This is a genomic window from Pantoea sp. S-LA4 (genome assembly GCF_054482835.1).
Genome location: NZ_JBTLRC010000002.1, coordinates 1,040,202 through 1,063,519 on the forward strand (window position 1 = coordinate 1,040,202; position 23,318 = coordinate 1,063,519).

Here is a 23,318-nt window from a genome sequence, read left to right on the forward strand (position 1 = left end):
GGGAGCCGGGGGGCCATTATGGCCTTCCGGCTTTTTTATTTCTGTCGGGATATCAATCACCACGCCCGCAATCCACGGCTGATGCTGGCGTGCGCTGCGTCACATCTGGCATAATAGCCGCCGTTTTTTCATCCACTCTCTTCACAAAGGTCAATGCCGTGTTAGTTAGCAGCAATATCACCATGCAGTTTGGCAGCAAGCCACTGTTCGAGAACATCTCCGTTAAATTTGGCGGCGGTAATCGTTACGGTTTAATCGGTGCGAACGGCAGCGGAAAATCCACCTTCATGAAGATTCTGGGTGGCGATCTGGTGCCTTCTGGCGGCAACGTCTCATACGATCCGAATGAAAGGATCGGTAAGTTACGCCAGGATCAGTTCGCCTTTGAACAATATAGCGTGCTCGACACCGTGATTATGGGTCACCATGAATTATGGGAAGTGAAGCAGGAACGCGATCGTATTTATTCTTTGCCGGAAATGAGCGAAGAGGAAGGGTATAAAGTTGCCGACCTTGAAGCCGTTTACGGTGAAATGGACGGCTACAGCGCCGAATCCCGCGCTGGCGAGTTATTACTGGGCGTTGGCATTCCGGTTGAGCAGCATTATGGCCCGATGAGCGAAATTGCGCCGGGCTTTAAATTGCGTGTGCTGCTGGCGCAGGCGCTGTTCTCGAATCCTGATATTTTGTTACTGGACGAACCAACCAACAACCTGGATATCGATACCATCCGCTGGCTGGAGCAGGTGCTGAACGAACGCGACAGCACCATGATTATCATTTCGCACGATCGTCACTTCCTTAATATGGTCTGTACCCACATGGCTGATTTGGATTATGGCGAGCTGCGGGTCTATTCCGGTAATTATGATGAATATATGACCGCAGCGACCCAGGCGCGTGAACGTCTGTTAGCGGATAACGCCAAGAAAAAGGCGCAGATTGCCGATCTGCAATCTTTCGTCAGCCGCTTTAGCGCCAACGCCTCTAAATCCCGTCAGGCAACCTCGCGTGCTAAACAGATGGATAAAATTAAACTGGATGAAGTAAAAGCATCCAGCCGTCAGAACCCGTTTATCCGTTTTGAGCAGGACAAGAAGCTGTTCCGTAATGCGCTGGAAGTGGAAGGCTTAACCAAAGGCTTTGATAACGGTCCGCTGTTTAAAAATTTAAACCTGCTGCTGGAAGTTGGTGAAAAACTCGCGGTGATCGGGGCTAACGGTATCGGTAAATCAACCTTCCTGAAAACCCTGGTCAGCGAGATGACGCCTGACAATGGCAGCGTTAAATGGTCAGAGAATGCGCGTATCGGTTATTACGCGCAGGATCATGCTGAAGATTTTGCTAATGACCTGACGGTATTTGACTGGATGAGTCAGTGGAAGCAGGCTGGCGATGATGAGCAGAGCGTGCGCAGTATTCTTGGCCGCCTGTTATTCTCTCAGGATGATATTAAGAAACCGGCCAAAGTGCTGTCCGGTGGTGAGAAAGGTCGTATGCTGTTCGGTAAGCTGATGATGGAAAAACCGAACATCCTGATTATGGATGAGCCGACCAACCACCTCGATATGGAATCCATTGAGTCGCTGAATATGGCGCTGGAGATGTACGAAGGCACGCTGATTTTCGTTTCGCATGACCGTGAATTTGTCAGCTCGCTGGCGACCCGGGTCATGGAGATTAAATCGGATCGGGTGGTGGACTTCACCGGCAATTACGAAGATTACCTGCGCAGTCAGGGCATCGTCTGATGGAAACGGGGTGGCACAGGCCACCCCGTTTTTTTTGGTGGTCAGGTGGTCAGGTGGTTCAGCGCAGGCTCAGGGAGCAGAGACGTTCCTGCCGACGCTACGCGTTCCCACCACACACTTCACACTGCGCGTCCTGCGCCACTTTCATGCTGCGAAACTCCGCACTTAGCGCATCGTACATCAGCAACCGACTGGTGGCGGGCGTACCGTAATTCGCCAGCAGCTTAATCGCCTCCATAGCCTGCATTGCGCCAATCACCCCAACCAGCGGTGCCATGACGCCCGCTTCGACACAGCTCAGCGTCTGCTCGCCAAACAGTCGGCTGATACAGCGGTAGCAGGGCGTACCCGGCTGCCAGCTGAACACGCTAATCTGGCCTTCCATCCGGATTGCCGCGCCCGAGACCAGCGGCACCTGCAACTGACGACACAGCCGGTTGAGCTGCTCGCGCGCCGTCACGTTGTCGGTACAGTCCAGCACCACCTGCTGCCGGGCGATCAGCGCCCGCAGCGCCGCATCGTCCAGTTCGCCATTTACCGGCTGCAGATGGCAGTGAGGATTGATGGCGGCCAGGCTACGGGCGGCGGAATCGACCTTAGCGTGACCAATATCCGCGTCGTGGTGCAGAATCTGCCGCTGTAGATTGGAGTGTGAAACGCTGTCGAAATCGAGCAGCGTCAGGGTACCGACGCCCGCTGATGCCAGATACGGCGCGGCGGCACAGCCCAGCCCACCCAGACCGACAATCAGCGCATGACTGGCTTTCAGCCGCTCCTGACCGTCAAAATCGAAGCCGCGCAGGACAATCTGCCGGTTGTAGCGCAGCATCTCCTCATCCGTTAATTCAGGCAGCATTTATCCCTCCAGCAGTGCATTGAACGGCTCGACCTCGACCCACTCGCCGGGTTCAACGTTGCCACGCTCGCGCTCCAGCACGATGAAACAGTTGGCCGCGGCAAAAGAGCTGAAGACGTGTGAACCCTGCATACCGGTGGTGTGAACCTCGAGTTCGCCGTCAACATTCTGGCGCAGGATGCCGCGCTGAAAATCGAGCCGGCCTGGCGATTTTTTCAGGCGTGAGGCGCTGCGCACTTTCTGACGCGGCGGCAACGCCGCTTTTTTCTGACCGGTCAGGGCGGCGAGCAGCGGTTGCACCAGCTGATAAAAGGTGACCGCAGCGGAAACCGGATTACCCGGCAACCCGCAGAACCAGCTGCTGGCGAGACGGCCAAAGGCAAAAGGTTTACCGGGCTTGATCGCCAGCTTCCAGAAACTGATGGCACCCAGCTCTTCCAGCATATTTTTGGTGAAGTCTGCTTCGCCCACCGACACGCCGCCGGTACTGATCACCACATCAGCCTGACGGTCGGCTTCCTCAAACGCAGCCCGCAGCGCGACCGGATCGTCTTTAACAATGCCGAGGTCGATCACCTCACAGCCCAGCTTGTGCAGCATCAGCGAGACCGCAAAGCGGTTCGTGTCATAAATCTGTCCGGCCGCCAGCGGCTGGCCCACCGGCTGCAGCTCGTCGCCGGTTGAAAAAATCGCCACTCGCAGTTTACGCCGCACGGCGACCTGGGCGATACCCAGCGATGCCAGCAGCGGCAGCTCAGCAGCGCCCAGCCGCACGCCAGCGTCAAGCACCACATGACCTGGCTGGATATCATCACCGGTCAGGCGAATATTTTGCCCGGCACGCACCGGTGCGGTAATCACAATCGAATCACCCTGCGTTTCAGTCTGTTCCTGCATCACTACCGCCTCACAGCCTGGCGGAATCGGCGCACCGGTCATGATTCGCACCACGCTGCCGTGCGGCCATTCACCACTAAAGGGCGCACCCGCAAAAGCCTTACCGGCAACCGGCAACGGCTCACCGCGACTGACATCTGCCAGCCGCACCGCATAGCCATCCATCGCTGAATTATCAAATGGCGGCACCGCAATCGGCGAGGTGACAGCAACGGCGGTAATACGGCCGACCGCTTCCGTCAGCGGAACGCTCAATGAGTCGGTGATTGGCTTCAGCTGCGCCAGCATGGTCTGTTGAGCCTCCTCAAGGGAGATCAATCCTGCAGTAAAACTTTCCATGATTATTCCAGTCGGGTTATTTCAGATGCTGCTTATTATGGTGGGAATTGTCCGCTGAGTCACATCGCTATCCGCGCGCGCTGACATCCGCCGTGTTCCAGCCGGTGGCAAGCCCGGCTAAAGTGAAATATCGCCGGAAGAAAAGGTTATAACCATCGGAACAGTTTCTGCTTTACAACACTTAGCAGGCTTTCTATAGTCAAAAATCAGCAAAAATGGATGAAAACCATTCTAAATCAGTGTTTTTCGTGCTGATGCAACCACAGGACAGAGCGTTATGGTCAAAGCAGTGATTGCCATTCATGGTGGGGCAGGCGCGATTACGCGTGCTGCAATGAGCGACGAAAAGGAGCAGCACTATCGTCAGGCCCTGCTTGACATTGTGACGCACGGTCAGCAGATGCTGGCGCAGGGAGCCAGCGCACTCGACGTGGTGACGGAAGCGGTGCGTCAGCTGGAAGAGTGTCCGCTGTTTAACGCGGGCAAAGGGGCCGTCTTCACTCATCAGGGTACTCATGAGCTGGACGCCTGCGTGATGGATGGCCGCACGCTGAACGTCGGGGCGGTGGCGGGTGTCTGCCGGGTACGTAACCCGGTACTGGCGGCGCGCGCCGTGCTGGAGCAGAGCCCGCATGTGCTGTTTATCGGTGAAGGCGCAGAGCAGTTCGCCGAGGCGCAGGGCCTGACGCCGGTGGCAGCAGACTATTTCTCCACCCCAGATCGCTGGGAGCAGCTGCAGCGCGCATTAAACAGCGACGAAGCGGTGCTGGATCATGATGGCGCGGCCGGCGGCGACGATCCGCTCGACCCGGACCGCAAATTTGGCACGGTAGGCGCCGTGGCGCTCGATCTCGAGGGTAATCTGGCTGCGGCAACCTCCACCGGCGGCATGACCAATAAGCAGGCGGGACGGGTCGGTGATTCGCCGCTGCCGGGCGCGGGCTGTTACGCCAGCAACGACAGCGTGGCGGTCTCCTGTACCGGCACCGGTGAAGTCTTTATCCGCACACTGGCGGCCTACGATGTGGCGGCACAGATGCGTTATGCCGGTCGCACGCTTCAGCAGGCCAGCGTCAACGTCATCCACGATAGCGTGCTGGAGCTGGGTGGCAGCGGCGGTCTGATCGCCGTCGATCGTGAAGGCAACGTGGCGCTGCCGTTTAATAGCGAAGGAATGTACCGTGCCTCAGCACGGGTCGGTGAGGCGGCAGATGTGGCGATTTATCGCGACAGTTAAGGAGCAGGCATGAACCATCGGCAGGCGTTGCCGCCGCTGGCATCGGAGCAGGTGCTGGCAGTTCGCGATCTTAATGTGCATTTTCAGCAGCAGGGCACGGTCACCCAGGCGGTGCGCCATCTTTCGCTCGATCTGTTTCGCGGTGAAACCCTGGCGCTGGTGGGTGAATCGGGCTCCGGCAAGTCGGTAACCTCGCTGGCGCTGATGCGGCTGATCGAACAGAGCGGCGGCGTGGTGAGCGGTGAGGTGCAGTTGCGTCGCCGCAACGGCGAGGTACTGGATATTATGCGCGCGCCGTCCGGCCAGATGCGGCGGGTGCGCGGAGCCGATATGGCGATGATTTTCCAGGAGCCGATGACATCGCTCAATCCGGTGTTCAGCGTCGGGGAACAGATTGCCGAATCGATTCGTCTGCATCAGGGCAAAAGCCACGCACAGGCGCTGGCAGAAGCGCGCCACATGCTGGACCTGGTGCGTATTCCCGATGCGCAAAATGTCTTGTCTCGCTTCCCGCATCAGCTCTCCGGCGGAATGCGCCAGCGGGTGATGATCGCCATGGCGCTCTGCTGCAAACCGGCGTTGCTGATAGCCGATGAGCCGACCACCGCGCTCGACGTCACCATTCAGGCACAGATCCTGCAACTGATCCGCGTACTGCAAAAAGAGATGCAGATGGGCGTCATTTTTATCACCCACGATATGGGTGTGGTGGCGGAAATGGCCGATCGGGTGCAGGTGATGTATCGCGGCGAAGTGGTGGAAAATGCCCCGGCGGCGCAGCTGTTCAGCGCGCCACGCGAGCCTTACACCCGGGCGTTGCTGGCGGCAGTGCCTAAGCTCGGATCGATGCAGGGCCAGCCGCTGCCGGCGAAGTTCCCGCTGTTACAGGGCGGAGAAGAGCAGGAGACGCCGCAGGATACGGTGCGCCGCGACCAGCCGCCAGTTCTGCAGGTACGCGATCTGGTGACCCGTTTTGATATTCGCGGCGGGCTGTTTAACCGGGTGAAAAGCCGGGTACACGCGGTTGAGAAAGTCAGTTTCGACCTCTATGCCGGTGAGACGCTGGCGCTGGTCGGTGAATCGGGTTGCGGTAAATCCACCACCGGTCGCTCCCTGCTGAAGCTGGTGGCCAGCCAGGGCGGCACGCTCACCTTTAACGGACAGCGTATCGATCATCTGCGTGGGGCCGCGCTGGCCCATCTGCGGCGAGACATTCAGTTTATTTTCCAGGACCCTTACGCCTCGCTCGATCCGCGGCTGACGGTAGGCTTTTCCATTATGGAGCCGCTGCTGGTGCACAAGGTGATGCCGCGTCGGGAAGCGGAGCAGCGCGTCGCCTGGCTTCTGGAGAGAGTCGGTCTGCTGCCGGAGCACGCGCAGCGCTATCCGCACGAATTTTCCGGCGGACAGCGCCAGCGCATCTGCATTGCCCGCGCGCTGGCGCTTAACCCGAAAGTGGTGATTGCGGATGAATCGGTTTCGGCGCTGGACGTCTCTATCCAGGCGCAAATCATCAACCTGATGCTCGATTTACAGCGCGAATTTGGTATCGCGTTTCTCTTCATCTCACACGATATGGCGGTGGTAGAGCGTATCAGTCACCGCGTGGCGGTGATGTATCTCGGCCAGATTGTGGAGATGGGGCCGCGTCAGGCGGTGTTTGAGCAGCCGCAGCATCCTTATACCCGCAAACTGATGGCCGCGGTTCCGGTCGCCGATCCGGCGCATCCTCGCCGGGAGCGTGCATTAATGGTTGACGAGATCCCCAGCCCGATTCATGCGTTAGGGGATGAACCTGAAGTGGCACCGTTGATGGAAGTGGCGCTAGGGCATTTTGTCGCCCGCCACGTTATCAGCGCCACCTGAATAGTGAAGATATCGCTTCGGCGACCCACCCGACAGGGATTACAGGAGAACAAGATGCAGATAACGATGCGTAAAGGGTTACTGGCGGCTGGCGTATTAAGCAGCGCCCTTACATTGCCCGCCTGGGCGGCGCAGGATGCGGTGATTGCCGTCGCGTCTAACTTCACCACCCTCGATCCGTATGACGCCAATGACACGCTGTCGCAGGCGGTCGCCAAATCGTTCTATCAGGGGCTGTTTGGTTTTGATAAACAGATGAAGCTGACCAACGTGCTGGCAGAGAGTTATCAGGCCAGCCCGGATGGTCTGACCTACACCATCAAGCTCCGTCCGGGAATTAAATTCCAGGACGGCAGCGACTTTAATGCCGAAGCGGTGAAGGTCAATCTCGACCGTGCCAGCAACCCGGATAATCACCTCAAACGCTATAACCTGTTTAAGCAGATTGCCACCACCGAAGTGATCGATCCGACCACGGTGAAAGTGACCCTGAAGCAACCCTTCTCCGCCTTTATCAATATTCTGGCGCACCCGGCTGCGGCGATGATCTCGCCGACGGCACTGAAAAAATATGGCAAGGATATTGGCTTCCATCCGGTCGGTACCGGTCCGTTTGTGTTTGAAACCTGGAACCAGACTGACTTCGTTAAGGTGAAAAAGTGGGACGGCTACTGGAAGCCGGGCTACCCGAAACTGGACAGCATCACCTGGCGACCGGTAGTGGATAACAACACCCGTGCGGCGATGCTGCAAACCGGAGAAGCTAACTTCGCATTCCCGGTTCCTTATGAGCAGGCGAAATTGCTGGAGAAAAACAGCAAACTTGACGTGGTAACCACGCCGTCGATTATGCAGCGTTACATCAGCCTTAACGTCACCCAGAAGCCGTTCGACAACCCGAAAGTGCGTGAGGCGCTGGAATACGCCATCAACCGTCAGGCGCTGGCCAAAGTGGCGTTTGCCGGTTACGCCACGCCAGCCACCGGTATCGTGCCACCTGCTATCGATTTCGCTCAGAGCTATCCCGCCATCAGCTACGATCCGGCTAAAGCCAGGGCGCTGCTGAAAGAGGCGGGTTACCCGAACGGCTTCGAAACCACGCTCTGGTCGTCACACAACCACAGCACCGCGCAGAAAGTGTTGCAGTTCACTCAGCAGCAGCTGGCGCAGGTTGGCGTGAAGGTTAAGGTAACCGCGATGGATGCCGGTCAGCGTGCGGCAGAAGTGGAAGGCAAAGGGCAGAAAGAGAGCGGTGTACGGATGTTCTACACCGGCTGGTCCGCCTCAACCGGTGAAGCAGACTGGGCGCTGACGCCGCTGTTTGCCACCGCCGCCTGGCCGCCAGCGATCTTTAACACCGCGTTTTACAGCAATCCTAAGGTGGATAAAGATCTGGCAGATGCGCTGAAGACCATTGACCGTGCGCAGAAAGCCCAGCTGTATAAAGATGCTCAGGACACCATCTGGCAGGATCATCCGTGGATCCCGCTGGTGGTTGAGCAACTGGTGTCTGCCAACAGCAAAAATCTCAGCGGTTTTTATGTGATGCCCGATACCTCATTCAGTTTTGATGAGGCCAGTCTGAAGTAACGGAGCCGGCCAGCCCGCGTGGCTGGCCGCAGCTGCAGGATGTTGCATGTTTAACTATTTTATTAAGCGGCTGTTGGGGCTGATCCCCACCTTGCTGATTGTTGCGGTGCTGGTGTTTCTGTTTGTTCACCTGCTGCCGGGCGATCCCGCGCGCCTGATTGCCGGACCGGAGGCGGATGCCTCTGTGGTGGCGCTGGTGCGGCAGGAACTGGGACTGGATCTGCCGCTGCCGCAGCAGTTCTGGCACTTTATTCTTAATGCGCTGCAGGGCGATTTCGGCCAGTCGATGGTATCGAAACGGCCGGTGGCGGATGAGATCGCTTCGCGCTTTATGCCGACATTGTGGCTGACCCTAACCAGCATGATCTGGGCCGTGATATTTGGCATGGCGATTGGCATTGTGTCTGCCGTCTGGCGCAACCGCTGGCCCGATCGCCTCGGCATGACGCTGGCGGTCTCCGGCATTTCGTTTCCGGCTTTTGCACTCGGCATGTTGCTGATGCAGGTCTTCTCGGTGGAGCTGGGCTGGCTGCCGACGGTGGGCGCGGAGAGCTGGCAACATTATATTCTGCCGTCGATAACCCTGGGAGCGGCGGTGGCGGCAGTGATGGCGCGTTTTACCCGTGCCTCTTTTGTTGAAGTAATGCAGGAAGATTACATGCGTACCGCGCGCGCCAAAGGGGTGCGCGAGTCGCTGGTGGTGGTGAAACATGGATTGCGCAACGCGATGATCCCGGTGGTCACCATGATGGGCCTGCAGTTCGGCTTTCTGCTCGGCGGATCGATTGTGGTCGAGGTGGTGTTTAACTGGCCGGGCCTGGGTCGGCTGCTGGTTGATTCCGTCACGATGCGCGACTATCCGGTGATCCAGGCGGAAGTGCTGCTGTTTTCACTGGAGTTCATTCTGATCAATCTGATCGTCGATATGTTGTATGCGGTGATCAATCCCGCCATTCGCTTTAAGGAATCGCGATGAAAAACTGGCGACGCGATGCGGCCCTGAAAACGCTGCCGCTGATCAAGGAGAACCGGGTACGCACCCCGTGGCGTGAGTTCTGGCGGCGTTTCCGGCAACAGCCGGTGGCGCTGCTGGCCGGGCTGTTTGTGCTGGTGCTGATTGTACTGGCATTTATCGCGCCTTACGTGGCGCCGTTTGATGCTGAAAATTATTTCGATTATGACCGGCTGAATGATGGCCCCTCGCTGCTGCACTGGTTTGGGGTTGATTCACTGGGCCGCGATATTTTCAGCCGGGTATTGGTAGGAACCCGTATCTCACTGATTGCTGGCTTCTTCTCGGTGGCCATCGGTGCGCTGATCGGTACGCTGTTTGGGCTGCTGGCGGGCTACTACGAAGGCTGGTGGGACCGCATAACCATGCGCGTGTGCGACGTGCTGTTCGCTTTTCCCGGTATCCTGCTGGCGATTGCGGTGGTGGCGATCATGGGCAGCGGCATGAGCAACGTGATCGTGGCGGTGGCGATCTTCAGTATCCCGGCGTTTGCCCGCCTGGTGCGCGGCAATACGCTGGTGCTGAAGCATCAGACCTATATTGAGTCGGCGCGCAGCATCGGCGCATCGGACTGGACCATCATCATGCGCCATATCCTGCCGGGTACCGTCTCGCCGATTGTGGTCTATTTCACCATGCGCGTCGGCACCTCTATCATTACCGCTGCCAGCCTGTCGTTTCTTGGGCTGGGCGCGCAACCGCCGACGCCGGAGTGGGGCGCGATGCTGAATGAGGCGCGGGCCGATATGGTGATTGCGCCGCACGTCGCGATTTTCCCCAGCCTGGCGATCTTCCTCACCGTTCTGGCATTTAATTTACTCGGTGACGGGCTGCGCGACGCGTTGGATCCTAAACTTAAAACATGAAACCTTTCGATTACGATCAGGACTTCACGACCCTCGATTTTCGTCAGCATCCCGAACGTTATCAGGTCGGGCGCGGCGAGCAGGGGGTATTGATGGTCGAGCCTTATAAGAGCGAAATCCTGCCGCACTGGCGTTTTCGTACCGTCCCGATTGCTAAAGAGTCGGCTGAAAAAATCATGGCGCTGTTTGAGGATTACCGTCGGCAGGATGATTTTGTTGGCATGGATATGGCGCGCAAATTTATTCAGATGGGGTATACCCGTGCGCGGCGCTACAGCAATCATCAGGGCGGCCGCAAATATGATGCTGATGGCAAAGAACTGCCGCGGGGCGTTAATGAAGAAAAGGCCGCGGCGGCGGCCGTTTTCAAAGGCTACTGGGATCGGATTCGGGCAGATGAGGATTATCTGAAACGCAAAAAGGCGCATCAGCAGCAATATGGCTAAGCGCCGGGCCAGTCCGGCGGCGCGTCACAGGCTACTCCCCGCCGGACAGGATGGGTTTATACCCGGCTCGCCCAGAGATCGTACTCGTCGGCATGGTCGACTTTAACCCTCAGCATATCGCCCGGTTTGACGTTGCGCTCGCCGTTCAGATAGACCGCGCCGTCAATTTCCGGGGCATCAGCCATACTGCGGCCAATCGCGCCTTCCTCGTCCACCTCATCAATAATCACCAGAATCTCACGACCAACTTTCTCCTGCAGACGTTCGGCTGAGATCTGCTGTTGCAACTGCATAAAGCGATCGTAACGCTGCTGCTTCACCGATTCATCGACCGGATCGGGCAGCTGATTCGCGGTCGCGCCTTCCACCGGGCTGTACTGGAAACAGCCCACCCGATCGAGACGCGCCTCTTTGATAAAGTCGAGCAGCAGCTGGAAGTCCTCTTCGGTCTCGCCGGGAAAGCCGACGATGAAGGTAGAGCGCAGCGTCAGTTCCGGGCAGATTTCACGCCAGCGCTTGATCCGCTCCAGCGTGCGTTCCACAGCGCCAGGACGCTTCATCAGCTTCAGAATGCGCGGGCTGGCGTGCTGCAACGGAATATCGAGATAGGGCAGAATTTTGCCGGCCGCCATCAGCGGAATGACCTCATCCACGTGCGGGTAAGGATAGACGTAGTGCAGACGCACCCAGACGCCGAGCTTCGCCAGTTGCTCACACAGGCTGACCATGCTGGTTTTCACCGGCGAGCCGTTCCAGAAACCGGTGCGATGCTTAACATCCACGCCATAAGCGGAGGTATCCTGCGAAATCACCAGCAGCTCTTTAACGCCCGCTTCAACCAGCCGTTTAGCCTCATCCAGTACCTCGCCGACGGCGCGGCTGTCGAGATCGCCACGCATTGACGGGATGATGCAGAAGGTGCAGCGATGGTTGCAGCCTTCGGAAATTTTCAGATAGGCGTAGTGACGTGGGGTCAGCTTCACGCCCTGTTCCGGCACCAGGCTGAGAAACGGATTGTGCTGAGGCTTTGGCACGTAGCGATGGACGTGCGACAACACCTGCTCATAGCTGTGCGGACCGGTGATCTCCAGCACTTTCGGGTGCACTTCACGAATCTGATCAACTTTTGCACCGAGACAGCCGGTGACAATCACCTTGCCGTTTTCATTCAGCGCTTCGCCAATCGCCTCAAGCGACTCCTGGACAGCACTGTCGATAAATCCACAGGTGTTGACGATGACGATTTCAGCATCGTCATAGCGCGGCACCACATCATAGCCCTCGGTGCGCAGTTCGGTGAGGATGCGCTCGGAGTCAACGAGGTTTTTGGGGCAGCCGAGCGAGACGAATCCGACCCGTGGCGGCAAGGTTTTTGTTGTATCAGACATGGCTCTGTTTCCGGTTCAGCACAGCGATGGCGCGGGATTCTACCTGTGTTGCAGAAAAAATTGTAGCGTTATCTGTAAGGCATTAGCGGCGTGTAAAGGTGTGAAAAAACCGGTAAAACCTGGCCCGCTGATCGGGTGAAAAAGTGCGGGCGGCGGGCAGGGCAAATTTCCAGTAACTCCCGGTGCTGTAAAAAGAAAATCACCGTACAGCAGGTAAAAAGCGATTAAGCGAAACGCTGACAGAACGCAGCAAAAAACAGCCTTAGGAAATCGCCGGTTGATATTCACTTGTTTTCATTAATAATAAACGGGCAAATCAACACTGAAGGGGCTATGCCCTTCAGGTAACGACGTGGATAATGTGAGAGCTAAATAATGAAAGAGATCATCAATGGATTTCTGAATTTCCAGCAGAATGTGTTTCCTGAAAGGAAGGATCTTTTCAAAAGCCTGGCGTCAAATCAAAATCCCAAAGCGCTGTTTATCTCCTGTTCTGACAGCCGGCTGGTGCCGGAACTGGTAACGCAGCAGGAGCCGGGCGAGCTGTTCGTTATCCGCAATGCGGGCAACATTGTGCCTTCGTTTGGCCCGGAGCCGGGCGGCGTCTCAGCGACCATCGAATACGCGGTGGTCGCGTTGGGCGTCTCCGACATCATCATCTGTGGTCACTCTAACTGCGGTGCGATGAATGCTATCGCCTCCTGCGCCTGCATGGATACCATGCCCGCGGTTGAGCACTGGCTGCGCTATGCCGACGCGGCAAAAGCGGTGGTGGAGCAGCGCAACTATGACTCGCCAGAGAAAAAGCTGAATGAGATGGTGAAAGAGAACGTCATCGCTCAGCTCAATAACATGAAAACTCATCCTTCTGTGTCGGTGGCGCTGCGTAACGGTAAACTGCGTCTGCATGGCTGGGTATACGATATTGAAACCGGCACCATCATGGCACTGACGCACGGCGGTAAAGAGTTTATTACCCTGTCAGAAAACCCTGATACCTGTTTCGAGTAACCTGCCTGCCCGCTGCAGTCTGCAGCGGGTCATTCCCGCTATTCAGAGCAGATAACCCATTAAAATAACGATTATTTTTACTGTTTCCCGTCTGATTTACTCTATGCTTGCCTGAACCTTCCTGATATAAGCGAGTCGATGATGCGTAAACCTTCCGTGGCTGCTCTGCTGGCGGTCTCTGTTCTGCTGCTCAGTGGTTGTACTTCTCATGTTGCTGACAAGCAGCAATATTCAGGCTTTTTAGGTGATTACAGTCAGCTGAAGCCCACTGAGTCGGCCAGCGGCCAGCCGACTTTGCGCTGGATCTCACCCGACTATCAAAGCAGCCAGTATAAGGATGTGCTCTATACGCCACTGGTCTACTATCCGGCAGCCCATCCCACCGCACGCATCAGTCAGCAAACGCTGGATCAGGTGCTGAGTTATACCGACATTCAGTTAAAAGGCGCTATCGCGACCCGCCGACCGCTGACAAATCAGGCGACGCCGCACACCCTGAAAGTGCGGGCCGCCATCACCGCCGTGTCAGCGGAGAACCAGGGAGTGCAATTCTATGAGGTGGTGCCGGTAGCGGCAGTGGTGGCGAGCACCATGGCCGCATCGGGCCATCGTACCCAGAACAGCGAGCTGTTTCTGGAGATTGAAGCCAGCGATGCGGTAACCGGCAAACCGCTGATCCGGGTAGTGCGTAAAGCGTTCGGCAAAACGGTCAGTAACAGCAATACGCCGATCACGTTTGAAGATCTCAAGCCGGGTATCAATACTATGGTGCGTGATACGGTAAGTTTTAACGCGCCGTAAACCTGCGAGATTAACGGGTGGTATTCGGGTTTTAACCGGCAGTCAGCGCGCCTGTTCCCCGTGTGAGCGGGGATAACCGTCTCCATTTCGGGGGCCGCCGATCACTGGCTTGCAAAAAATGACGATGAAACGGCTGTCCGAGCGGGTTCCTCCCGCTGTCTGGCATTTCGTTCGTCAGCCGGTGCGATGGCGAGGCATACGGCCTGTGATATCCTATGCGTGTGATGATCAGAGTCAGGCCCGATGAAAAAAAAGAACAGCACACCCACGCCCCACGATGCCACATTCCGGCAGTTTCTCACGCAGCCGGACATTGCCCGTGACTTTATGGAACTGCACCTGCCCGCAAAGCTGCGTGCACTCTGTGACCTCAGTACCCTGAAGCTGGAATCGGGTTCATTCGTTGAAGACGACCTGCGCCAGTATTTCAGCGACGTTCTCTATAGCCTGAAGACCACGGCTGGCGACGGCTACATACACGTGCTGGTTGAACACCAGTCTACACCGGACAGGCATATGGCGTTCAGGCTGATGCGATACGCCGTGGCGGCCATGCAGCGCCATCTTGAGGCTGGCCATAAGGCGCTGCCACTGGTGATACCGGTGCTGTTCTATACCGGCAAGCGCAGTCCTTATCCGTACTCAACGCGCTGGCTCGATGAGTTCAATGATCCGGCGCTGGCAGAAAACCTCTATGGCAGCGCTTTTCCCCTGGTGGATGTAACGGTCATTCCGGACGATGAGATTATGGGGCACCGCAGCATGGCGGCGCTGACGCTGTTACAAAAGCATATTCACCAGCGAGACATCGCCAGCCTGACCGATCGGCTGGCCACATTACTGATGGCGGATTATCTTTCTTCACCCCAGGTAACAGCGCTGATACACTATTTACTTCAGGCAGGTGAGTCAGCTAACTCTGAAGCCTTTATTCGCGAACTGGCACAGCGTGTGCCGCAACACGGAGACGCACTTATGACCATCGCACAACAGCTGGAGCAGAAGGGCATCGAGAAGGGCATTCAGCTTGGTGAACAACGAGGCATTGAGAAAGGCGAGCGCGAAGCCACGCTGAAAATTGCCCGTACCATGCTTCAGAACGGCATTGACCGTACTACCGTCCAGAAAATGACCGGTCTTTCAGAAGACGAACTGACACAAATCCGACACTAAAACCAGTAGTCGGGTTGGGTAAGGAAGGTCAGAATTATGATGGATATATCAGCGTTAACAGCAAAAATTAAACGCGTCAGATGCAGAGCGTTTTTCTCCGGTCAGGGCTTTAAGCTGATACCGGAAAACTAATTAAACCCGATCTCACCCGTCGGGTTTTTTTATGCCCATCATTTGCCGCCGGCTATCCTCAGTTCCAGCCGACAGACTGTAAGACCATGAGTACGGAACCTGCGGCCTTGCTGAGCACAATCGCGATGTGGTTGCTGGATTATCAGTCTGGGAATTAAGATTTATATCTTTCATATCAGATCAATAGCGTGAAACTGCGGCGGATTCCTGCCGGACCTTAACGAATAACATCCTCATGCACACTTCGCGGGTTTGAAGACAGTTGTGCCGGATGAGGACCTTAATCATCTTGCCCGCTGATACCGGAATAAGGTGATGATTGACTGAGCTGCGATGAGTGGAAATCCCCTAAGCCCGCCCGGCGCTGTTGAGTGGGAGCAACCCGATTTCAGGTACGGACTCACGACTACAGGTTGTTGCTGCTCGCGTCGTGAAGTTTTCCACGCGCCCCTGAATATGAACCGAAACCAGGCTACGGCTGGCATTGTTGGTAGCCTGTTCTCCACATCATCAGGGCGACAGACCGCTGTCGCGCAGTTTAATCTTTTGTAAATCCTCAGCATCATCGCACTGCGGCTGACTACGCTTAAGGGCATTCCATCCCGTCAGGAGAACGCTATGGTTCGTGTCGCTCGCGCGTTATTGTTCAGTGGTTCACTTATGGTCGCCTTGCCGCTGCTGGCGGCAGAACAGCAGGTCGAGGTGCAGCTGTTACAGGATAAGTTACAACATCCATGGTCCGTGGCGTTTCTGCCCGACAACCAGACCCTGCTGATTACCGAACGCAGCGGCCAGTTGCGCAGCTGGAATCCGGAACGCGGTCTGTCGCAGCCGATCACCGGCGTGCCGCAGGTCTGGGCGCAGCGGCAGAGCGGCCTGCTGGATGTGGTGCTGGCACCCGATTTTGCCAGCAGTCGCCGCGTCTGGCTGAGTTACACCGAAGCCAACAGCAGCGGTAAAGCGGGCGCGGTAGTGGGCGTCGGGACCCTGAGCGAGGATAACCGGCAACTGCGCGATTTCCGCGTGGTGATTCGCCAGACGCCGATGCTCTCCAGCGGCAACAATATCGGCACCCGACTGGCGTTCGATAAGCAGGGTTTTCTATGGATCGCCTTTGGCGACAACTTTGCCAGCAGCACGGCCCAGCATCTCGACAAGCTGCAGGGGAAATTGCTGCGGCTGAATGCCGATGGCAGCGTGCCCGACGATAATCCGTTTGTGAAGCAGAGCGGGGCGCGCCCGGAGATCTGGGCTTATGGTTTGCGTAATCCGCAGGGCCTGGCACTCAATCCGTGGACCGGCACGATATGGGAAAACGAGCATGGTCCGCGCGGCGGCGATGAAGTGAATATCATCGCTAAAGGAAAAAACTACGGCTGGCCGCTGGCTACCTACGGTATCGATTACAGCGGTGACAAAGTCCCGGAATCGAAAGGGACGCACGCTGCCGGAACCGAGCAGCCGATCTATCACTGGAAAGATTCGCCCGCCATCAGCGGCATGGCGTTCTATAACAGCGCCCGCTTCCCGCAGTGGAAGAACTCGCTGTTTATCGGCGCGCTGAAAGAGAAAAACCTGATCCGGCTGAGCATTAACGGTGAAAAAGTGGTGGAGGAGCAGCGTCTGCTCAGCGACCAGAACGCACGCATTCGTGATGTGCGGCAGGGACCGGATGGCTATCTCTATGTGCTGACCGATGAGGCCAATGGGAAACTACTCAAAGTGGGGTTAGCGCAGGACGCCAGCGCGTCCCGCGGCTAGCTTAACGGGCCCAGTGGCAGATCTGCCATCCGCGATTTAACGCTTCCTGATGCAGCATCGCATCAGGGTTGATCACATGCGCATGATCGGCCTGCTCCAGTAACGGCAGGTCGTTCATTGAGTCGCTATAAGCCCAGGTGCGGCCAAAAGATTCGCTCTGCTGTAACGCTTTCCAGTCACCGAGCCGTGTCACTTTGCCCTCTTTGTAGGTCATGGTGCCGTAGGTCTTGCCACTGTAACGCTCATCCACGATCTCGACGCCGATAGCCAGCGCGCCGCAGGCACCCAGCTGATGGGCAATCGGTACCACCAGATGCTCACCACTGGCGGAGATAATCATCACTCTGTCGCCGCGAGCCTGGTGCCACTGGATGCGTTCACGCGCTGCGGGGTAGACGCGCGGCATGATGTCGCGATGGATAAAGCGACGCACCCAGCCTTCAACGGTCAGGGTCGCCATTCCGGCCAGCGGGGCCAGCGTAGTGTTCATGTACTCTTCAATGGAGAGCGTGCCGGCATAATACTGTGCCATTAATGCCTGTTCCTGGTCGATCAGCTCGCGCGGGGCGAAGCCCTGCGAAACCAGCCAGCGTAACCACAGGCCGGTGCTGTCTTCACTAATAAGCGTCTCATCCAGATCAAAAAGGGCTAAGTCCATGGTCGGTCTCCTCGGCTGACTGGCTTTCAGGTTAGCTGATATTTGTGACCGGCTTAACTGTTCTGCGAAAAATCGGAATTGCACGCATTTTTGATGACGACAGAGCGGGGTGAAACTGGCACGCGCGCGGCAGGGATGCCAGGGTTACTCTACTAAACTCTAAAAAACTTTACGATTCGGCGGTTTTTTTCACTGCCGCCAACGGTTAGCGTTCTCAGTGGAGGTTTTCTGCCTTCAGAATTCCGATTTAATAAGGACAATCCGGTCAAGCCCATGACAAACTCTCGCGTTGCTTCTCGCCTGCGGCTACTTGCTGCCACCTCTTTACTTCTTATCGTCCCGATCGGCGCCTTTGCTGAACAGGCACCGGCCGCGCCAGGCATTGATGCCAAAGCCTGGATACTGATGGATTACGCCAGCGGCAAAGTGCTCGCTGAATCAAACGCCGATCAGCGTCTCGATCCCGCCAGCCTGACCAAAATGATGACCAGCTACGTGGTGGGTCAGGCGATCAAAGCCGGCAAAATTAAGCCGGACGATCTGGTAACGGTTGGGCAGGACGCCTGGGCGACCGGTAACCCTAAGCTGCGCGGCTCATCGCTGATGTTTTTAAAGCCGGGCGATCGCATTCCGGTCCATGAGCTGAATAAAGGCATTGTGATCCAATCCGGTAATGACGCCTGTATCGCGCTGGCGGATTACGTGGCGGGCAGTCAGGATTCGTTTATCGGCCTGATGAACAACTACGGTAAAGCGCTGGGGCTACAGAACACCCACTTTATGACAGTGCACGGGCTGGATGCGGAAGGACAGTACAGTACGGCGCGCGATATGGCGTTAATTGCTCAGGCGCTGATCCGTGACGTGCCGGAAGAATATGCGCTGAATAAAGAAAAAGAGTTCACCTTCAATAAAATTCGCCAGATGAACCGCAACCGCCTGCTGTGGAGCACTAATCTCAAGGTCGACGGTGTCAAAACCGGCCACACTTCCGGTGCCGGTAATAATCTGGTGGCTTCAGCAACCGAAGGTGATATGCGGCTGATTTCGGTGGTGCTGGGCACCGCCAGCGATGCGATTCGTTTCCGCGAAAGTGAAAAACTGCTCACCTGGGGCTTCCGCTTCTATGAAACCGTGACGCCGATTAAGGCCGACGCGCCGTTTGCCCAGCAGCGGGTCTGGTTTGGCGACCAGAGTCAGGTCAACCTTGGCGTGTCAAAAGATGCCGCGCTGACCATCCCGAAAGGGCAGATGAAGAACCTCAAGGCGAGCTTTAAGCTCAATTCGCCACAGCTGGAAGCGCCACTGAAGAAGAATCAGGTGGTCGGCACCATCGATTTCCAGCTGGATGGCAAAACCATCGACCAGCGTCCGCTGGTGGTGTTGCAGGAGGTGCCGGAAGGCGGCTTCTTCAGCCGGATAGTTGATTTCGTGATGATGAAATTCAATGGCTGGTTTGGCAAGTGGTTTTCATAAAAGAGCAGGGACACAGGCGCGTTCTGCGTTGACCAGGAAACAAGGTCAGATCGGAAAGTCGCTAAAGCCATCTATGGCCGCTCGGTCCGCACAATTACGCACCTCATCCCTGAGGTGCGCCCGTAGCCGGGCCAACGCTTCGCGTTGTTCAAAAACGCTCCCGGCGTTTTTATCCGGGCGGCGGGACGCTTTCCTCCTCTGACCCTGTTCCCTGCGGTAAATCCGGGTTTGCCAACGTGCTGGGGACGCCGTGGCGTCCCTTTTTTAATCCTGTATCCAGCCTTTGCGAATCGGCAGAGCAAACAGTGCGCGGTAGAGCGGGTTAATCACCGCCAGCATCCGGTTACCATAGATCTGCCAGGCCAGATGGGAGGCCAGGCAGCTCAGCAAACCGACCAGGAAACCGCCCAGCATATCCAGTGGCCAGTGGACGCCCAGATAGATGCGTGACCAAGCGATGGCGATACCCGCCAGCATCAGCACCACGCCGGACCACAACCGATGCCAGAACACAAACGCCAGCGCAAAAGTAAAAATGGTGGTGCCGTGATCGCTGGGATAGGAGTCATCTGCCGCATGGTGCAGGAACTGGTAACCGAGTCCAATCGCGAACGGACGAGGATGCGGTAATAGCTGGCCGACACACCAGGAGATTGCCAGCGCATAAAGCAGCGCCATGCCGGTTTTTAACACCAGCACCCGCTGTGACGAGACCTGGTCACGCGGTCCCCATAGCCACAGCGCGACGATTAAGAGCGGCACGATGGCAATCAGATCTTTGGCGATAAAGGTGGCCAGTTGCAGCAGCCAGGCGGGTGACGCGGGTGTGGCATTGATGGCGATAAACAGTGAGCGGTTGAGTTCTTCCATTATGGGGGGCATTCCTCTGCAAACAGGCCGCTAATCAACGGCGGCGTCATCCAGACGGGCAGACACAGCCTGACTATCGCGGCAAATCAAAAGTCAGCGACGACGCGCTAACCAAAATATTCAGCACAAATTGCTAACAGCACCGGTACACTATCCTGCTTTTTTACCCTGACTTTCGCCATAGCCGGGCTCTTAATCTGCATACGAGTTGCTTAACGGTTTAAGTTTGGTCGTGACACGACGGCTTTTCAGACCAGAAAGGGCGCAGCGTGGCGGAAAAGGGCATAAAAAAACCCGCCGGGAAAAAGACCAGCGGGCTCCACAATTTGGGGATTTCAAAGAAAAGCAGTGGCACTTATTCAGACTGCCCCTTAATAAAAAAGTTCTGGACGCAGCCAAAAAAATTTTATAAGGGCAAAAGTGGCCAGACAATCACGATCAGCGTACCGGCCAGCGTCAGCAGGACGTTAGCAATGGCATAAGTCCCGGCATAGCCCAGCGCCGGAATATTGCTGCGGGCGGTATCACTGATGATCTCCATCGCCGGCGCGCAGGTGCGTGCGCCCATGATTGCGCCGAACAGCAGCGCGCGGTTCATGCGCAGAACGTAGGCACCAAAGAGATAACAGATGATCACCGGGATCAGGCTGACCAGCAATCCACACAGCAGCATCAGGGCGCCGTCACTGCTGATGCCGTGATTGATACCGCTACCGGCACTCAATCCTACGCCCGCCATAAAGACCATCAGCCCGAACTCTTTCACCATGGTGAGCGCGCCCTGTGGAATGTAGCCAAAGGTAGGATGGTTAGCACGCAGGAAGCCGAGCATGATGCCGGCAAACAGCAGTCCGGCTGCGTTACCGATGCCAAAACTGAAATTGCTGAACTGAAAGGTAATCAGACCAATCATCAGACCGACAATAAAGAAGGCGCAGAAGGCCAGCAGATCGGTCATCTGACTGTGAATAGCGATAAAGCCGATGCGATCGGCCACGCTTTTAACCCGTCGTGCTTCGCCGCTGACCTGCAACACATCGCCTTTGTTCAGCATGATGCTGTCATCGATCGGCATCTCAATCTGGCTGCGAATCACCCGGTTCAGGAAGCAGCCATGATCGGTAAGGTTCAGTTTGCTCAGCCGCTTATTCACCGCATTGTGGTTTTTCACCACAATCTCTTCGGTCACAATGCGCATATCCAGCAGATCGCGGTCAAACACCTCTTTGCCGTTACGGAAGCTGGGATCGAGACGGGCGTGCGCATCGGGATAGCCAACCAGCGAGATGTCATCGCCCAGCTGCAGCACCGCATCGCCATCCGGGCTGGCGAGAATACCGTTACGACGGATACGCTCGATGTAGCAGCCGGTCTGACGATAGATACCGAGTTCGCGCAGGTTTTTGCCGCCGCTCCACGCCACCAGTTCCGGGCCGACGCGATAAGCGCGGATCACCGGTAAAAAGACTTTTCGCTGGCTGTCGGCATCCAGCCCGCGCTCGCGCGCAATCTGCTGGGCGCAGGTCGGCAGATCCTGATGCTGCAGTCGCGGCAGATAGCGCGCGCCAAAAATCAGGCTCACCAGGCCAATCAGATAGGTCACCGCGTAGCCGAGGCTGAGCTGGTCCTGCATTAATCCCAGCTGTTTACTGTCGCTGATACTTTGCCGCAGCGTATCGCCGGCCCCGACCAGCACTGGCGTAGAGGTCATTGAACCCGCCAGCATGCCCGCAGTCAGCCCGATATCCCAGCCAAACAGTTTACCCAGACCCAGCGCCAGAATCAGCGCGCTGACCACCATCACAATCGCCAGCATGAAGTAGTTTTTGCCGTCGCGGAAGAAGATAGAGAAGAAGTTGGGACCCGCCTCGACGCCGACACAAAAAATAAACAGCATAAAACCAAGACTCAGTGCATCGGTATTGATCGTAAAATGCTGTTGCCCCAGTAATAGCGACACCACCAGTACCCCAATCGAATTTCCCAGCTGTACCGAGCCCAGACGCAACTTCCCCAGACAGAGGCCGAGCGCCAAAACGACAAATAATAACAAAACGTCATTTCCACTTAACAATTCTGCGACGTTAATATTCACTGTTTAACTTCTTGTTTACGTGTAACCTGTTGAAGAGTGGCCTGTTTTTCGCTATCTTGAGCAAGCCGTCGGGGTTGTATTGTATCAATGCTGCAAATGAAACCGTTGTAGCGGCCGCTATTCTAATCAGAAATAACTTCCTCAGCTATTGACTAATTTCATTCGTTAACACAACGGACTGTTTCTTTTTATTTCCACCTTTAGGCAGCAGGGTTAAAGGCGAGTTTTATCCTGGTCATTTTTTTAGTCAGCGAGGTGATATGCCGCAGCGTTCTTATCTCTGGACGACCCGTCTGTGTGGCGTGGTGCTATATAGTCTGGTGTTTGTTTTTACCGTCCACTTCTGGCAGGCGGGTCCTGATCCCCTGCGCGGTCAGCCAGAACTGCTGCTGTTTATACTGCCCGGGTTTGTGATGGCGTTAATGCAGGTGAAGAGTCCGCTAAAAAGTACCTTGCTGATGGCGCTGTGGGGCACGCTGCTGGCCGCTCTGCTGTTACACACGACGCTGCTGAACCACTCCAGCGGGCTGTTTGTGGTGGCATGGAGTGTCAGCGCCATGTTCTGGGCCGGCTGCGGCGCGCTGCTGGTACGTCTGATGCAGATTGTGCTGGCATCGCTGAATTAAACCGCACAGCGCAGTAACGCACGCCAGCCGTCCCGTCATCAAAGGCTGAAGGCGATTCTGCCCGCAGTGGCGCAGCAAAAAGGCGAGACCGCTAACCGCGTCTCGCCTTTTTTATTATCGTGCCAGGGATCGGAGATTAGGCGACGAAGCCCAGGTTCTCTTTGGTCCACGCGGCGAACTCGGTGTAACCGCCGACGTGTTGATCATCCAGGAAAATCTGTGGCACGGTGGTGACCGGTTTACCGGCACTGGCTTCCAGATCCGCTTTAGTGATGCCTTCCGCCTGGATATCGACGTACTGATAGCTAAAATCATCACGCTCAGCAGTGAGTTTATCAGCCAGCTCTTTAGCGCGGACACAGTAAGGGCAGCCTGGGCGACCAAAAATTACAGCAATCATGAAGAACTCCTTGCAGCGTGGTGTGTGATCTAAGTCACACAATAAAACTGAGAATGGTAACCATCAT

20 protein-coding genes are annotated in these 23,318 nt (G+C 56.4%); 13 read left to right on the plus strand and 7 right to left on the minus strand.

The features are described from left to right. The first annotated feature begins 158 nt into the window (after positions 1-158). A complete protein-coding gene (locus ACX3P5_RS05755; protein WP_233984779.1) occupies positions 159-1,751 on the plus strand; it encodes an ABC-F family ATPase in 1,593 nt (530 codons plus the stop codon). A gap of 97 nt (positions 1,752-1,848) precedes the next feature. Here ACX3P5_RS05755 and moeB read toward each other — a convergent pair whose 3' ends face one another. After that, positions 1,849-2,607 carry a molybdopterin-synthase adenylyltransferase MoeB gene (moeB, locus tag ACX3P5_RS05760; protein ID WP_336754939.1) on the minus strand — a complete coding sequence of 253 codons (759 nt, stop codon included), beginning with the start codon at positions 2,605-2,607 and terminating at the stop codon, positions 1,849-1,851. Continuing rightward, a complete protein-coding gene (gene moeA, locus ACX3P5_RS05765; RefSeq protein ID WP_458968403.1) occupies positions 2,608-3,843 on the minus strand; it encodes a molybdopterin molybdotransferase MoeA in 1,236 nt (411 codons plus the stop codon). A gap of 277 nt (positions 3,844-4,120) precedes the next feature. Between moeA and ACX3P5_RS05770 the strand changes: the two genes are divergently transcribed. From ACX3P5_RS05770 to ACX3P5_RS05795, 6 genes are read left to right on the plus strand one after another with little or no spacing between them, the layout of a single operon-like run. Further along, complete coding sequence (locus ACX3P5_RS05770; protein WP_233984776.1) at positions 4,121-5,080, plus strand: isoaspartyl peptidase/L-asparaginase family protein; 960 nt, start codon at positions 4,121-4,123, stop codon at positions 5,078-5,080. Between the two features lie 9 nt (positions 5,081-5,089). Beyond that, complete coding sequence (locus ACX3P5_RS05775) at positions 5,090-6,946, plus strand: dipeptide ABC transporter ATP-binding protein (protein ID WP_458968404.1); 1,857 nt, start codon at positions 5,090-5,092, stop codon at positions 6,944-6,946. 54 nt (positions 6,947-7,000) lie between these two features. Then, the gene (gene gsiB / locus ACX3P5_RS05780; RefSeq protein WP_458968405.1) at positions 7,001-8,536 is read left to right on the plus strand and encodes a glutathione ABC transporter substrate-binding protein GsiB; all 1,536 of its coding nucleotides are present in this window, start codon (positions 7,001-7,003) and stop codon (positions 8,534-8,536) included. Positions 8,537-8,582: 46 nt separating this feature from the next. Next, complete coding sequence (gene gsiC, locus ACX3P5_RS05785; RefSeq protein ID WP_233984774.1) at positions 8,583-9,512, plus strand: glutathione ABC transporter permease GsiC; 930 nt, start codon at positions 8,583-8,585, stop codon at positions 9,510-9,512. Next, a complete protein-coding gene (gsiD, locus tag ACX3P5_RS05790; RefSeq protein WP_233984773.1) occupies positions 9,509-10,414 on the plus strand; it encodes a glutathione ABC transporter permease GsiD in 906 nt (301 codons plus the stop codon). The genes gsiC and gsiD overlap by 4 nt, the downstream gene beginning before the upstream one ends. Further along, positions 10,411-10,860: a DUF4385 domain-containing protein gene (locus ACX3P5_RS05795; RefSeq protein WP_233984772.1), complete on the plus strand. Its 450-nt coding sequence runs from the start codon at positions 10,411-10,413 to the stop codon at positions 10,858-10,860. The genes gsiD and ACX3P5_RS05795 overlap by 4 nt, the downstream gene beginning before the upstream one ends. 56 nt (positions 10,861-10,916) lie before the next feature. Here ACX3P5_RS05795 and rimO read toward each other — a convergent pair whose 3' ends face one another. Beyond that, complete coding sequence (gene rimO, locus ACX3P5_RS05800) at positions 10,917-12,248, minus strand: 30S ribosomal protein S12 methylthiotransferase RimO (RefSeq protein WP_233984771.1); 1,332 nt, start codon at positions 12,246-12,248, stop codon at positions 10,917-10,919. A 375-nt stretch (positions 12,249-12,623) separates the two neighbouring features. On the opposite strand from rimO, the gene ACX3P5_RS05805 reads away from it, so the two are divergent. The 4 genes from ACX3P5_RS05805 (at position 12,624) to ACX3P5_RS05820 (ending at position 17,126) form a co-directional block, all read left to right on the plus strand. Beyond that, entirely contained in the window at positions 12,624-13,259 is a 636-nt protein-coding gene (locus ACX3P5_RS05805) for a carbonic anhydrase (protein ID WP_094119346.1), read from the plus strand. A gap of 141 nt (positions 13,260-13,400) precedes the next feature. Next, a complete protein-coding gene (locus ACX3P5_RS05810) occupies positions 13,401-14,060 on the plus strand; it encodes a DUF3313 domain-containing protein (RefSeq protein ID WP_233988204.1) in 660 nt (219 codons plus the stop codon). Positions 14,061-14,303: 243 nt separating this feature from the next. After that, positions 14,304-15,233: an Rpn family recombination-promoting nuclease/putative transposase gene (locus ACX3P5_RS05815; RefSeq protein ID WP_458968406.1), complete on the plus strand. Its 930-nt coding sequence runs from the start codon at positions 14,304-14,306 to the stop codon at positions 15,231-15,233. Positions 15,234-15,983: 750 nt separating this feature from the next. Beyond that, positions 15,984-17,126, plus strand: coding sequence for a PQQ-dependent sugar dehydrogenase (locus ACX3P5_RS05820; RefSeq protein ID WP_233984769.1), 1,143 nt, complete (start codon positions 15,984-15,986; stop codon positions 17,124-17,126). Position 17,127: 1 nt separating this feature from the next. Here ACX3P5_RS05820 and ACX3P5_RS05825 read toward each other — a convergent pair whose 3' ends face one another. Further along, entirely contained in the window at positions 17,128-17,784 is a 657-nt protein-coding gene (locus tag ACX3P5_RS05825; RefSeq protein ID WP_233984768.1) for an HAD family hydrolase, read from the minus strand. Between the two features lie 273 nt (positions 17,785-18,057). Here ACX3P5_RS05825 and ACX3P5_RS05830 point away from each other — a divergent pair, with 273 nt between their 5' ends. Continuing rightward, positions 18,058-19,260, plus strand: a complete 1,203-nt coding sequence (locus ACX3P5_RS05830) for a serine hydrolase (RefSeq protein WP_233984767.1) — start codon at positions 18,058-18,060, stop codon at positions 19,258-19,260. A 264-nt stretch (positions 19,261-19,524) separates the two neighbouring features. Here ACX3P5_RS05830 and ybjG read toward each other — a convergent pair whose 3' ends face one another. Beyond that, on the minus strand, positions 19,525-20,130 hold the full coding sequence (gene ybjG / locus ACX3P5_RS05835) for an undecaprenyl-diphosphate phosphatase (protein ID WP_336754945.1): 606 nt from the start codon (positions 20,128-20,130) through the stop codon (positions 19,525-19,527). 406 nt (positions 20,131-20,536) lie between these two features. Then, entirely contained in the window at positions 20,537-22,225 is a 1,689-nt protein-coding gene (locus tag ACX3P5_RS05840; RefSeq protein WP_233984765.1) for an aspartate:alanine antiporter, read from the minus strand. 260 nt (positions 22,226-22,485) lie between these two features. On the opposite strand from ACX3P5_RS05840, the gene ybjM reads away from it, so the two are divergent. After that, positions 22,486-22,851: an inner membrane protein YbjM gene (gene ybjM / locus ACX3P5_RS05845; RefSeq protein ID WP_233984764.1), complete on the plus strand. Its 366-nt coding sequence runs from the start codon at positions 22,486-22,488 to the stop codon at positions 22,849-22,851. Positions 22,852-22,987: 136 nt separating this feature from the next. Here the strand turns inward: ybjM and ACX3P5_RS05850 are convergent, their stop codons facing one another. Next, complete coding sequence (locus ACX3P5_RS05850; protein WP_094119337.1) at positions 22,988-23,251, minus strand: GrxA family glutaredoxin; 264 nt, start codon at positions 23,249-23,251, stop codon at positions 22,988-22,990. Between the last annotated feature and the right edge of the window lie 67 nt (positions 23,252-23,318).